The organism is Stutzerimonas kunmingensis (genome assembly GCF_002929225.1).
In the GTDB taxonomy this organism is placed as follows: Bacteria; Pseudomonadota; Gammaproteobacteria; order Pseudomonadales; family Pseudomonadaceae; genus Stutzerimonas.
In genome coordinates this window covers 449,501-462,520 of sequence record NZ_PISM01000014.1, presented here as the reverse complement: position 1 = coordinate 462,520, position 13,020 = coordinate 449,501, and the positions used below count along the sequence as shown (strand labels likewise).

General features: G+C 57.8%; 17 protein-coding genes. 15 read left to right on the top strand and 2 right to left on the bottom strand.

The features are described from left to right. Positions 1–23 precede the first annotated feature (23 nt). The 4 genes from CW305_RS08845 to CW305_RS08810 all read left to right on the top strand — a co-directional run bounded on the left by CW305_RS08845 (position 24) and on the right by CW305_RS08810 (position 4,270). Complete coding sequence (locus CW305_RS08845; RefSeq protein ID WP_104097668.1) at positions 24–959, top strand: helix-turn-helix domain-containing protein; 936 nt, start codon at positions 24–26, stop codon at positions 957–959. A gap of 1,133 nt (positions 960–2,092) precedes the next feature. Further along, complete coding sequence (locus tag CW305_RS08830; protein WP_104097863.1) at positions 2,093–2,437, top strand: hypothetical protein; 345 nt, start codon at positions 2,093–2,095, stop codon at positions 2,435–2,437. Positions 2,438–3,553: 1,116 nt separating this feature from the next. Then, positions 3,554–3,898, top strand: coding sequence for a hypothetical protein (locus CW305_RS08815; RefSeq protein ID WP_104097863.1), 345 nt, complete (start codon positions 3,554–3,556; stop codon positions 3,896–3,898). A gap of 141 nt (positions 3,899–4,039) precedes the next feature. Further along, the gene (locus CW305_RS08810) at positions 4,040–4,270 is read left to right on the top strand and encodes a DASH complex subunit Dad3 (protein ID WP_104097665.1); all 231 of its coding nucleotides are present in this window, start codon (positions 4,040–4,042) and stop codon (positions 4,268–4,270) included. 372 nt (positions 4,271–4,642) lie between these two features. Here the strand turns inward: CW305_RS08810 and CW305_RS08805 are convergent, their stop codons facing one another. Next, positions 4,643–5,008, bottom strand: a complete 366-nt coding sequence (locus tag CW305_RS08805) for a helix-turn-helix domain-containing protein (RefSeq protein ID WP_245890979.1) — start codon at positions 5,006–5,008, stop codon at positions 4,643–4,645. Positions 5,009–5,136: 128 nt separating this feature from the next. Here CW305_RS08805 and CW305_RS08800 point away from each other — a divergent pair, with 128 nt between their 5' ends. The 3 genes from CW305_RS08800 (at position 5,137) to CW305_RS08790 (ending at position 7,011) form a co-directional block, all read left to right on the top strand. Then, complete coding sequence (locus CW305_RS08800; RefSeq protein WP_245890978.1) at positions 5,137–6,372, top strand: phage/plasmid replication domain-containing protein; 1,236 nt, start codon at positions 5,137–5,139, stop codon at positions 6,370–6,372. A gap of 79 nt (positions 6,373–6,451) precedes the next feature. Further along, complete coding sequence (locus CW305_RS08795; protein ID WP_245890977.1) at positions 6,452–6,727, top strand: hypothetical protein; 276 nt, start codon at positions 6,452–6,454, stop codon at positions 6,725–6,727. A gap of 14 nt (positions 6,728–6,741) precedes the next feature. Beyond that, entirely contained in the window at positions 6,742–7,011 is a 270-nt protein-coding gene (locus CW305_RS08790; protein ID WP_181063873.1) for a hypothetical protein, read from the top strand. On the opposite strand, the gene CW305_RS08785 is transcribed toward CW305_RS08790, so the two are convergent. Next, entirely contained in the window at positions 6,987–7,352 is a 366-nt protein-coding gene (locus CW305_RS08785) for a helix-turn-helix domain-containing protein (protein ID WP_245890979.1), read from the bottom strand. The genes CW305_RS08790 and CW305_RS08785 overlap by 25 nt on opposite strands. A 128-nt stretch (positions 7,353–7,480) precedes the next feature. Between CW305_RS08785 and CW305_RS08780 the strand changes: the two genes are divergently transcribed. From CW305_RS08780 to CW305_RS08745, 8 genes are all read left to right on the top strand, one after another. Continuing rightward, a complete protein-coding gene (locus tag CW305_RS08780) occupies positions 7,481–8,716 on the top strand; it encodes a phage/plasmid replication domain-containing protein (RefSeq protein WP_245890978.1) in 1,236 nt (411 codons plus the stop codon). Between the two features lie 79 nt (positions 8,717–8,795). Next, on the top strand, positions 8,796–9,071 hold the full coding sequence (locus tag CW305_RS08775) for a hypothetical protein (protein ID WP_245890977.1): 276 nt from the start codon (positions 8,796–8,798) through the stop codon (positions 9,069–9,071). 14 nt (positions 9,072–9,085) lie between these two features. Continuing rightward, complete coding sequence (locus CW305_RS08770; protein ID WP_104097663.1) at positions 9,086–9,430, top strand: hypothetical protein; 345 nt, start codon at positions 9,086–9,088, stop codon at positions 9,428–9,430. A gap of 3 nt (positions 9,431–9,433) precedes the next feature. Then, complete coding sequence (locus CW305_RS08765) at positions 9,434–9,649, top strand: hypothetical protein (protein WP_104097662.1); 216 nt, start codon at positions 9,434–9,436, stop codon at positions 9,647–9,649. A 10-nt stretch (positions 9,650–9,659) separates the two neighbouring features. Next, a complete protein-coding gene (locus tag CW305_RS08760; RefSeq protein WP_090519130.1) occupies positions 9,660–9,869 on the top strand; it encodes a major capsid protein in 210 nt (69 codons plus the stop codon). Positions 9,870–10,027: 158 nt separating this feature from the next. Beyond that, positions 10,028–11,425: a virulence factor TspB C-terminal domain-related protein gene (locus CW305_RS23695; RefSeq protein WP_245890976.1), complete on the top strand. Its 1,398-nt coding sequence runs from the start codon at positions 10,028–10,030 to the stop codon at positions 11,423–11,425. Continuing rightward, entirely contained in the window at positions 11,425–11,751 is a 327-nt protein-coding gene (locus CW305_RS08750; RefSeq protein WP_104097661.1) for a DUF2523 domain-containing protein, read from the top strand. Before CW305_RS23695 ends, CW305_RS08750 begins: the two co-directional genes overlap by 1 nt. A 12-nt stretch (positions 11,752–11,763) precedes the next feature. Further along, entirely contained in the window at positions 11,764–12,951 is a 1,188-nt protein-coding gene (locus tag CW305_RS08745; RefSeq protein ID WP_104097660.1) for a zonular occludens toxin domain-containing protein, read from the top strand. Positions 12,952–13,020 lie beyond the last annotated feature (69 nt).

The following is a 13,020-nucleotide window of genomic DNA, read 5'->3' as shown; positions in this document are numbered from 1 at the left end:
CACCGGCACCACGACAGGAATTCATGAGCAAACGCATTCCCAACTACGCCTTGTATGGCCAGGCTGCATTGCCCGTATGGCAGGACCTGTTGCATCTGGAATGGATCAACGAACGCGGCGACATGCATCAGCGCGAAATCAAGCCGCATCAGCATGACTCACTGTTGCAGATCGTCTATGTACGAAGTGGCGAGGGCGAAGTTTCTCTGGAGAACAGCCGCATGGGCTTCCGTGCGCCGTGCCTGATCCTGCTGCCGCAGCGCACCGTGCATGCCTTTCGCTACAGTCCCGAGACCGACGGGCCGGTCATCACGGCAGCACAGCGACCGCTGGAGTCGATGGCGCGGATTTTGTCCAGCGACCTGCTGGCCTTGATGCAACGTCCGGCAGTGGTGCCGCTGCCGTGGGATGCAGACGGTGAAGAGCCGATATGGCCGATGATCCAGCTGATCCAGGCGGAAGCGCACAGTCAGGAACGCGGCAATGTCGCCGCGGGGCACGCATTGTTGCTCGCGTTACTCGTATATGTCGTCCGGCTGGAACAGCCAGTGCCGATAGCTCGCCCAGCCAATGGCAGGCGGTCCCAGCTGCTGATTCAGTTTCGCGAGTTGGTCGACACGCATTTCAGACAGCATTGGCCGCTTGGTCTGTACGCCGAAGCGCTGGGAATCACGCCAGCCACACTGGGCCGAGCCACCCGCGAAGGTCTGGGTGAATCACCGACTGCGATCATCAACGAGCGAGTCGTTCGCGAAGCACAACGTCAGCTGGCGTATACCACGCTCGACATCCAGCAGATCGCCCGCGACCTGGGGTTCGACGACGCGGCATACTTCAGCCGTTTCTTTCGGAAGCAGACCGGACTCAAACCCAGCGAATTTCGCTCGGCGTTTCGGAATGCGGAAACTAGTCAGCCGAACAGCCAGCATGCGCAGGCAAAGGATTCACCCGAAAGCTGAAGCGCTTTGGAGATATTGAGGCTAAAAGCTGGAGGTGATCTGGTGGTGGGTAACGTCTAAGGCGTAAGGTCGTGTTTCGCATAATCTCGCTGGCCTTATGTTGAGCGGCGCCCGGACAATTGCGCCTCCGGGCGCCGCGTAACATAGGGCCGATTATGCGCAAGCCTGTGCCCCTAGAAATTCCGTCACATCTTGTCGAGCTAGCGCAGCTCTATGCGCCTAGTCGGCATCCTCTCGACGCTGTGTGTTTCATCCTGGAGCAGCACCCGCAGTTGGTTGCTGATTTGCGGGAGCTTCGGCGTCGACTATCTGATTTCGACGCTGAGAGTTCGATGCTCGATGTGCGTCTTGAAGCCTTACAGGATGCGTGTAGGGCGATCCTTGAGCTTTGATTCAATCGGCCTGCCTGACGCCGGGGCAACTTGTTGCCCAGGGGGCGGGTAGGGGACAAGCGAAGCGCGTCAGGAAAATGAGCGAGCACGGCGGCACATGAAACACACGAGCGTAGCGAGCGTGTTCTTGCGCCGCCGTGCTCGCTGACGTCCCTGTAACACGTCAGATAAACCGACATCGAAATGCTCAATAATCTGTGGTTTGGCTTGAAAGCCAGTCGTAGCAGGGCTTCTAACGGCTATTCGTTCGGTTAGAAATGTTGCATTGCGGCCGCTAAATAGCTATAAGACCAATATTAAACATATATAGGTTTTATATGAACGCAGACAGCAAAGAACTCCTGCATCTTCTCCAGGTGATTCGTCGTCACTCCAAGAAGGATGCTTTGGCCATCATGCGAGGTCTTGCGCCTGAGGGACAGCGTTCGCTGCTGATCGAGCTGCGTAGGATTTCCCTTGAGTCGCAGGGACAACGGGCTTTGCCCTTGGCGTCTGCCCAACCACCAGTGACGCCAGTTCAGAAAGCCCCAGGAAAGGCCAAGAAGGTGCCGTATAGCCTCTTGTTACCCCCGGCCATGCTCGAAGATCTCAGATTGCTTTCTGAGCGTGACGGGGCACCTGTTTCGCACCATATCCGGTTAGCCATTAAGGCATATCTGGCTAGGGCGCGATAAGTCGTCACTGCCTGTCGGCGGCAACCGCCAGGCAATGACTAACCACACCGATCGGAGGATGATCGAAATGGCTGTTGAAAAGTCTACTGAAACCCCCGTGCCTGCTGGATTTCTTGCTTCTGCCTTGAAGCCTAGAAAGCGGGCCGAGAATGAAAAAATATCATGTCGGATAACAGCCTCTGAGGCGGTTTCGCTTCTGGGGAAAACCGTATTGGTTGAACTTATCTGGGACGATGACTGCGAGCCTCTCTGGTGTTGCGTTCAGATCGCCGGAATTGTCTTGGAACTCGAAGGCACCTATGCGCACCCGCATTTTATGGTCTTCAGTGTTTCGAATCCCCAATCCTATCCGGATGAGATGTTCTGGTCAGACATTCGAACGTTGTGTGTCCTGGAGCGACGTAAACACTAAGTGCTGACCGGCCACGTTGCCTGTCTGTGGGCAATGTGGCCTTATCTTCATGGGTGGCTTCGCATAATCTCGCTGGCCTTATGTTGAGCGGCGCCCGGACAATTGCGCCTCCGGGCGCCGCGTAACATAGGGCCGATTATGCGCAAGCCTGTGCCCCTAGAAATTCCGTCACATCTTGTCGAGCTAGCGCAGCTCTATGCGCCTAGTCGGCATCCTCTCGACGCTGTGTGTTTCATCCTGGAGCAGCACCCGCAGTTGGTTGCTGATTTGCGGGAGCTTCGGCGTCGACTATCTGATTTCGACGCTGAGAGTTCGATGCTCGATGTGCGTCTTGAAGCCTTACAGGATGCGTGTAGGGCGATCCTTGAGCTTTGATTCAATCGGCCTGCCTGACGCCGGGGCAACTTGTTGCCCAGGGGGCGGGTAGGGGACAAGCGAAGCGCGTCAGGAAAATGAGCGAGCACGGCGGCACATGAAACACACGAGCGTAGCGAGCGTGTTCTTGCGCCGCCGTGCTCGCTGACGTCCCTGTAACACGTCAGATAAACCGACATCGAAATGCTCAATAATCTGTGGTTTGGCTTGAAAGCCAGTCGTAGCAGGGCTTCTAACGGCTATTCGTTCGGTTAGAAATGTTGCATTGCGGCCGCTAAATAGCTATAAGACCAATATTAAACATATATAGGTTTTATATGAACGCAGACAGCAAAGAACTCCTGCATCTTCTCCAGGTGATTCGTCGTCACTCCAAGAAGGATGCTTTGGCCATCATGCGAGGTCTTGCGCCTGAGGGACAGCGTTCGCTGCTGATCGAGCTGCGTAGGATTTCCCTTGAGTCGCAGGGACAACGGGCTTTGCCCTTGGCGTCTGCCCAACCACCAGTGACGCCAGTTCAGAAAGCCCCAGGAAAGGCCAAGAAGGTGCCGTATAGCCTCTTGTTACCCCCGGCCATGCTCGAAGATCTCAGATTGCTTTCTGAGCGTGACGGGGCACCTGTTTCGCACCATATCCGGTTAGCCATTAAGGCATATCTGGCTAGGGCGCGATAAGTCGTCACTGCCTGTCGGCGGCAACCGCCAGGCAATGACTAACCACACCGATCGGAGGATGATCGAAATGGCTGTTGAAAAGTCTACTGAAACCCCCGTGCCTGCTGGATTTCTTGCTTCTGCCTTGAAGCCTAGAAAGCGGGCCGAGAATGAAAAAATATCATGTCGGATAACAGCCTCTGAGGCGGTTTCGCTTCTGGGGAAAACCGTATTGGTTGAACTTATCTGGGACGATGACTGCGAGCCTCTCTGGTGTTGCGTTCAGATCGCCGGAATTGTCTTGGAACTCGAAGGCACCTATGCGCACCCGCATTTTATGGTCTTCAGTGTTTCGAATCCCCAATCCTATCCGGATGAGATGTTCTGGTCAGACATTCGAACGTTGTGTGTCCTGGAGCGACGTAAACACTAAGTGCTGACCGGCCACGTTGCCTGTCTGTGGGCAATGTGGCCTTATCTTCATGGGTGGCTTCGCATAATGACACTGGCCTTATGTTGAGCGTCGTCTGGAAAATGCCCCCGGCTCCAGGCGGCGCGTAACATAGGGCCGATTATGCGATGCGCTATCGACCTCGAAACCCGCCTGATCAAAACCGCCGAGCTGTATGCGCCGGGCCGCAAGGGCTCCGACGCAATAACGTGGATCCTCGACGACTACCCGCGACTCGTCGCCGAGATCCGCGAACTGAGAAAGCGCGTCGCCCAGCTTGACGACGAAGGTGCCCAGCTCGATGCCGTCTTGCACGAGTTGCGGCAGATCGCTGAGCGAATCAACCTGCTTTGACCTGTCCTGCTGGCCTCGACCTCGCCGCTCGCGGCGATTAGTCGCCTGCACTGCCTCCTGTCGTGCTGCATAGCGCCTGCGACGATACCCCCGAAGGGGCCGCAACCATCGACCCACAAAAAAGCCCCCAGCGGCCTGTATGGCCCTCTGGAGGCTTCTCGCGATCTTCTTCCAGTTGTCCCGCCACTACCTCAACCCGCGCCTCGATCTGCCCAACTGGAACCGCTCCGGGCGTCTCTCTGCCGCTCTCCCAAGACCGTCAGCACCCCCTATGGTCAGGTCACGACAGTTGCTCTGTTTCAGCAGCGCTTTTCAGCTGGTCGGCGGTGGGGGTGCTGTAACACCCCCAATTTGGTATGGAATCCCATACTTTTACTCGGACAGCTCCTCCTGCTGAAACACCATCAGCAGCCCTTTAATTGCCCGCTTTACCTCCGCCTGATGTTGATCATCAAGCTCTGCTATCGCCCCGAATAGACGCCTCAGCTCTGCCTTTACAGACCGTTCGTCAGGTTCCATCAGGATTTCATCCGTTGAAACCCCAAGGCCTTTTGCTATTGCCCTGATCGGGACTGCGGTCGGTTGTGACTGTCCGTTCTCGTATTTCCGGTAACTGCCAATCGGAACACCACATATGGACGCTGCCTCTTCCACTGTTAAGCCCTTGTTTTCCCGCGCCTTTCGTATGTTGTTGGCGACTGACATGTCCGTCTGACTCTGAGTGTTTTCGGTGTCCATGGATGCTAACCCCTGCGTTTTTGGCGTCCGCCATATGTGGTCATTCTACAGACCGCATACGGCTTGACGTATTCAAACCATATGCGGTAGCTTTGCGACCCATATGTGGGCCTTGACGGATTTCGGGCATGTCTTCAGCAGATCAACAGTCACGGATGTTCATCGACTACCTATCGGTAGAGCAGGTGTATCCGTTCGATCTGCCGAAAGTCGCCGATATCACCATCGAGCGCTATTGCGCCCGAACTGGTGAACGTCTCAGCGTCACCCAGCCCAGCTGGAAGCACGAAGGGTCCTATACAACGTCGATCACTATCCGCGTCGATGGTCGCAAGTTGATCGTTCAGGGCAATCCAAGTGCTGTTGATCGTCTCGATAACCTGTTCGGTTTCCGCACCCTCGACCAGTGCGTGGCGGTCTATAACCGCATCCTGCTTGAGTACGGCCTCCCAGCGCTGACCAAGTGCACCCGTCTCGATTTCATGCAGGCTGAAACATCCCGCGTCATCAGCCGCCGCGTTTCCGGCAAACGATCCGATGTGAAAGCTGCTGAGCAGGAAGGTGATGCCGGGGCTTACATCAAGACCGTTGAGAAGGCGCACAAACACACTACCGTCGGCGACGGCATGCGTATCACCCGAATCGACTTGACCACGAACCGTGCTGTGGGGAAGGGCAACGGGCTGCAATACGTCTCTTCGCTCAGCACCCAGCGCGCCGGGTACAAGGTCGGCCACCTGTATGACGACGGTTGCACTGTCGATTGGAAGGCACGCGACCAGTACCGCAAGGCCTACATCAAGTCCGTTGCGATCACCAAATTCCTGCTACCGAAAGCCCGCCGAAACTTCGGCGATGACTCTGCTGAGGTGAAGTACCTGCGCGATCTGATCGCGTACTGCGAAGAACACGGCGTTGTTCGCATGGAGCAAGAGCTAAAGCGCGAATACCTGCTGCGAGAAGGCCTCGCGTGGTGGGGCATGTTCGATGAGGCCCGCTTCCAGACCATACATGACGCATTTTTGAAGATAGACGACCGACTGAAGGTAACGGCTATGGATTATGAAACCATCGCGGATCACCTCATTTCCGAGAAGATCGTGACCAGCACCAAGGCGGCATACACGACCGCCCAATACGCAATGCTCTGGATGACAGGCAAAGCCAAGTTCGACTTCGAGAAGTCGTCGGTCAAGACGCACCGCGCCCGCCTGCGCCGCATCGGCATCGACATTGCGAACCCGTGCGATGCGCTCAAAGTCCGCCCAATCGTTCACACCGCCAGCCGCGAAGTCATCCCGGTCGATGTGCTCCCGATGCCGACCTGGTACCGCCGCCCGAACCATCTGCAGGTGGCGGCATGATCGCCGCCACTGTTTCGCTCGTAGCAACCCTCGCTGTTGGCGCCATCGCGCTCTACTTCGTCCGCCTGGAGTTCCGCCCATGATCCAGATGGTCGATAGCAAGCCGGGGGAGGGCATGACCCTCCGCACCGTCAGCTTTCAAGGTGGCCAGCTCAGCCGCTGCCAGCGCGAACGCCTCGAGCAGTACCGCCGCACTCAGGCGACCGTTGACACGTCCGTCCTGCAACAGCAGGTCGCTGAAACCTTCGCTGCCCTTGAGCAGCGCAAAGACCAGGGCACCAAGCCCGAACGCCATTGGTTCCTCGAATTCGAGGCCAAAGGCACCCCCTGTGTAGCCGAGCTGTTCGGCTTCTGACTCTGGAGAACACCATGCACATCATCAAAGGCACCGTCCTCGGCGTAGTAGACAAAGGCGAACCGGACAAGCTCTGGGCCATCGTTGCGCTTCAAACCTCCGCCAAGGATCGCGACGGCTTCGACGTCACCACCACTGTCAAGGCGCGCGTGTTCGGTGACTCGATCAAGAACGGGCTACACAACGCCTACCGGCAGCAGGTCGGTGTTGAGGTTTACATGCCTGTAACACCCCCAATTTGGTATGGAATCCCATACTTTTACTCGGACAGCTCCTCCTGCTGAAACACCATCAGCAGCCCTTTAATTGCCCGCTTTACCTCCGCCTGATGTTGATCATCAAGCTCTGCTATCGCCCCGAATAGACGCCTCAGCTCTGCCTTTACAGACCGTTCGTCAGGTTCCATCAGGATTTCATCCGTTGAAACCCCAAGGCCTTTTGCTATTGCCCTGATCGGGACTGCGGTCGGTTGTGACTGTCCGTTCTCGTATTTCCGGTAACTGCCAATCGGAACACCACATATGGACGCTGCCTCTTCCACTGTTAAGCCCTTGTTTTCCCGCGCCTTTCGTATGTTGTTGGCGACTGACATGTCCGTCTGACTCTGAGTGTTTTCGGTGTCCATGGATGCTAACCCCTGCGTTTTTGGCGTCCGCCATATGTGGTCATTCTACAGACCGCATACGGCTTGACGTATTCAAACCATATGCGGTAGCTTTGCGACCCATATGTGGGCCTTGACGGATTTCGGGCATGTCTTCAGCAGATCAACAGTCACGGATGTTCATCGACTACCTATCGGTAGAGCAGGTGTATCCGTTCGATCTGCCGAAAGTCGCCGATATCACCATCGAGCGCTATTGCGCCCGAACTGGTGAACGTCTCAGCGTCACCCAGCCCAGCTGGAAGCACGAAGGGTCCTATACAACGTCGATCACTATCCGCGTCGATGGTCGCAAGTTGATCGTTCAGGGCAATCCAAGTGCTGTTGATCGTCTCGATAACCTGTTCGGTTTCCGCACCCTCGACCAGTGCGTGGCGGTCTATAACCGCATCCTGCTTGAGTACGGCCTCCCAGCGCTGACCAAGTGCACCCGTCTCGATTTCATGCAGGCTGAAACATCCCGCGTCATCAGCCGCCGCGTTTCCGGCAAACGATCCGATGTGAAAGCTGCTGAGCAGGAAGGTGATGCCGGGGCTTACATCAAGACCGTTGAGAAGGCGCACAAACACACTACCGTCGGCGACGGCATGCGTATCACCCGAATCGACTTGACCACGAACCGTGCTGTGGGGAAGGGCAACGGGCTGCAATACGTCTCTTCGCTCAGCACCCAGCGCGCCGGGTACAAGGTCGGCCACCTGTATGACGACGGTTGCACTGTCGATTGGAAGGCACGCGACCAGTACCGCAAGGCCTACATCAAGTCCGTTGCGATCACCAAATTCCTGCTACCGAAAGCCCGCCGAAACTTCGGCGATGACTCTGCTGAGGTGAAGTACCTGCGCGATCTGATCGCGTACTGCGAAGAACACGGCGTTGTTCGCATGGAGCAAGAGCTAAAGCGCGAATACCTGCTGCGAGAAGGCCTCGCGTGGTGGGGCATGTTCGATGAGGCCCGCTTCCAGACCATACATGACGCATTTTTGAAGATAGACGACCGACTGAAGGTAACGGCTATGGATTATGAAACCATCGCGGATCACCTCATTTCCGAGAAGATCGTGACCAGCACCAAGGCGGCATACACGACCGCCCAATACGCAATGCTCTGGATGACAGGCAAAGCCAAGTTCGACTTCGAGAAGTCGTCGGTCAAGACGCACCGCGCCCGCCTGCGCCGCATCGGCATCGACATTGCGAACCCGTGCGATGCGCTCAAAGTCCGCCCAATCGTTCACACCGCCAGCCGCGAAGTCATCCCGGTCGATGTGCTCCCGATGCCGACCTGGTACCGCCGCCCGAACCATCTGCAGGTGGCGGCATGATCGCCGCCACTGTTTCGCTCGTAGCAACCCTCGCTGTTGGCGCCATCGCGCTCTACTTCGTCCGCCTGGAGTTCCGCCCATGATCCAGATGGTCGATAGCAAGCCGGGGGAGGGCATGACCCTCCGCACCGTCAGCTTTCAAGGTGGCCAGCTCAGCCGCTGCCAGCGCGAACGCCTCGAGCAGTACCGCCGCACTCAGGCGACCGTTGACACGTCCGTCCTGCAACAGCAGGTCGCTGAAACCTTCGCTGCCCTTGAGCAGCGCAAAGACCAGGGCACCAAGCCCGAACGCCATTGGTTCCTCGAATTCGAGGCCAAAGGCACCCCCTGTGTAGCCGAGCTGTTCGGCTTCTGACTCTGGAGAACACCATGCACATCATCAAAGGCACCGTCCTCGGCGTAGTAGACAAAGGCGAACCGGACAAGCTCTGGGCCATCGTTGCGCTTCAAACCTCCGCCAAGGATCGCGACGGCTTCGACGTCACCACCACTGTCAAGGCGCGCGTGTTCGGTGACTCGATCAAGAACGGGCTACACAACGCCTACCGGCAGCAGGTCGGTGTTGAGGTTTACATGCCTGTCACCTGCGAGGTGAACGACCGCTATCACAACATCGATTATCTGCTGGCTGGCACACCGCTGCGCCTGCAAGAGGTTCGCCCTCAGTCTGCGCCGAACCCTGCTGCAACTGCTCAGGCAAAGGCGGCTAGCTGATAAATGAATTTTCTTGCCTGTGACGGTGACTGGCTGCAAGGCGTCGACGGCTCGCCCGTTTGTTCCGGCCAACTGGTCGCCCTCACGGTCGAGGAAATGCAGGGCCTCTACGGCGCTGCACTCACCTGGGACCAAGTCTCCGAGCTGCAAGGCGAAGCGATTGTTCTGTTCGCCACCGTGTTCGGCTTCCTGGTCCTGAAAAAAGCCCTGAAACAGTGAGGTATCACCCATGCAACTGAACAAGCACTTCATCAAGAAAATCGGCCTCGGCGCTGCCGTTGCTCTCTCGGCTGCTGCCGGCTCCGTCTACGCGGCAGTCCCGGCCGAAGCCACCACCGCGCTCGAAACCGCGGGCACCGATGTCGGGACCATCGGCTGGGCCGTCTTCGCCGTGATCATCGCCGCGATGGCGTTCAAGTACATGCGCCGCGCCCTGTAACCGGGAACCGTGCACTGCATGTGCCGAAGCAAACAAACCCCGCTCCGGCGGGGTTTTCTCTTCCAGGGAAACGCCAATGAGCTACGAACTGTACGTCCTGATCCTCACCACCCTGGCGTTTTATCTCGTGTTCTTTGGGCGGGTGTAGGGAGGTGGCATTGAATTTCTTTCGTCTTGTCAGCGCAGATCGCTTCGCACGTACTGCTTGTTTCTACCTGTTGCCCTCGGCGCTTTTGCTTATCTGTTCCCCGCGTGCCCATGCTGATTACTACAGCTGGCCCGGTTCCGGCGCTAACTTCTTCGCTGATCCTCAGCAGGCGTGTAATGATCGGCTTTCAGCTCTTTCATGGGTTCCTAATTCTGATAGTGCTAGCGCTGAGTTTGTTATGGAAAACCCTCCTGCTGCTGGTCGTTGTCGTTACATTCGAAATGGTGAGTTTTATCAGTCGGGAAATATTACTGGAAAACTTGTTACCGGCTGTCCTGGTGGTCAAGTAGAAGACCCTGTAACTAAAGAATGCTCGCCTCCGCCTGAGCCTGATCGGTGCGAGTCCACCAACGGCCAGACAGTGACTCATGAACACCTGATGAAGGCCGCAGTGGGCCAGCCGACCATCGACCCTCCGGGTTCGGTCTGCGGTAACGGTTGCCAGTACGCCTTCACCTACACGCCGGCCTCCAACGTCTACGTCTACAGCAGCGGCAGTCCGTCCGGCGTGTTTGGCGTGTACTCGTACAGCGGCAACGGCATGCAGTGCAACGAAGACTCGCTTCGTTCTCCTGGGAACCCGTCACCACCCAATACCCAGGACCCCGACGACACCCCGCCTCCTGATCCTGATAACAACTGCCCCAGCGGCTACACGTACAACGGCACATTCTGCTCGCCTAACACGCCGCCACCTGATCCAACGGACCCGACTGACCCCACCGATCCGACCGACCCAAGTGACCCCGACGATGGTTCGGGTGGCGGTGGCTCCAATGGTGGCGGCTCTGACGGCGGGGGCTCAAATGATGGCGGCTCGGGAGACGGAAACGGAAGCGGGGATGATGGCGACGGATCAGGCGGCGAGGGCTCCGGCAATGGCGAAGGCTCTGGCTCGGGTTCCGGCGAAGGAGAAGGTGAAGAAGAAACGGATGAAGATAAATCCAGCGTCGGTGGTGAACCTTGCGATGCAACCCTGAGCTGTGAAGGCGACGCGGTTCAATGCGCCATTCTTCGCCAGCAAAAGGAGCTTCGCTGCCACGCCGAAGAACAGGCCGACTTCGAGAAGCACGAATCCGCCATCGAAGCCGCCGTGCAGGGCGACCAATTCAAGCTCCAGGAAGGCGCCGATATCGAGCTGCCGTCCTTCATCAACCAAGGCACCCGCTTTCTTCCGTCCAGCTGTCCCGCTGCGGAAACCTTCAGCCTGCGCACCAGTGGCGGGCGTTCCTTCGAACTTAGCTATGAGCCGCTTTGCCGCGCCGCCAATGACTTGAGCGGCCTGTTCGTGGCTGTGGCTACCGTTCTTGCCGCCCTGTACGTGGGCCGCTCCGTAGGAGGTCAGTAATGCAGTTTCTCTTCATTGTGCAGATGCTCGTCATCATCCTCGGCCCACTGGTGAAGATGGTGCTGAAAATGATCGGTTTCGGCTTCGTCTCCTATGTCGGTTTCAACCTGATCATCGGCCAGGCGCAAAGCTATCTGTTCGGCCTCATGGGCGATGTTGGGCCGGTCATTCAGGGGATTCTCGGGCTGGCCAAGTTCGATGTGGTGGTGAACCTGTATTTCGCCGCCATCTCGACGCGCTTCATGCTCGCCGGGATCGACAAGGCCACCGACCGCAAACGCAATCAGGTCTGGCACAAGCCGGGCGGCACCTCCATCGAAGCCTAAGGAGGCGCCGTCATGCTCGTTATCCGCACCGGCAAGCCCGGCCATGGTAAGACCCTGAACACCATCCGCGAAGTCGACCAGAAGGCCCACGCCGAAGGCCGTGTCGTCTACTACCACAACATCAACGGCCTCAAGCCCGATCAGCTACAAGCGCAGTGGTTCGAGTTCGAAGATCCCGAAAAGTGGTTCGAGCTGCCGAACGACTCGATCATCGTCGTGGACGAAGCGCAGGGCTGGTTTGGCTCACGCGATCCACGGGCGCGGCCACCGGAGCACATCACCCGCTTCGAGACCATGCGCCACCAGGGCCACGAAGTGCACCTCGTCACCCAGGACCCGCGCTATCTCGATGTGCACCTGCGGCGCCTGTGCAACACGCACATCCACTACTGGCGCGTCTTCAAGTCCGCCCAGCTGCTGCGCTTCGAGTCTGAAGTGGTGGTGGAAAAGGTCGAGCTGAAAACCAGCTTCAAGGATGCCGACAAGAAATCGCTGCGCCTGGATAAGCGCTACTTCGGCGCCTACACCAGCACCAACGCCAAGCACCACTTCCAGGCCAAGGTGCCGACCAAGTTCATCCTGGCCATCTGCGTGCTGATTGGCGCGGGCATCCTCGTTTATCGCGCCTATGAGCGTTACAACGCTGAGAAAGTCGCGCTCGAAGCCACTAGCAGCGCGCCGGCCGGGAGCATGGTCGATCAGGTGCGAGATACGGTCGGGGCGTTTATCCGGCCTGCGACGAACGACTCGGAGCGATCCGCGCCGCTCACTGTTGAGCAGTACCTGGGCAAACGGGTTTCGAGGGTGCAGGACCTGCCAGCTTCGGCGCCGGTATATGACGCACTGACCGAGCCGCAGACCTTCCCCAAACCCGTATGCATCGCCACCACCGACCGCGAGCTGATTGCCCGCAACTACAAGCGCATGCAGGTCGGTGACAGCGATGAAGGGCTGACGGGGTGTAGATGCAACACCCAGCAAGGCACGCGCCTGGATGTGTCGTTCGGCTTCTGCATGTCGGTCGTGCAGAACGGCTACTTCGACGACACCAAGCCCGACCCAGAACCGCCACAAGCGCCGATGCACGCCAGCAGTCCGCCTCCGGCACTCGAACAGGCGGTCGCCAGCGGCCTGCAGTCAGCCCCTAAAGGCTCGTCCGTGGTCGTCGTGCCCTATGAGAAGGGGAAATTCCTCTGGTGATAAGCGGATTTGCACGCCGAGCGAGGTACGAGCCGGCGCGCAAACCGTCTTTCTGTCCTCTTTTCTGCA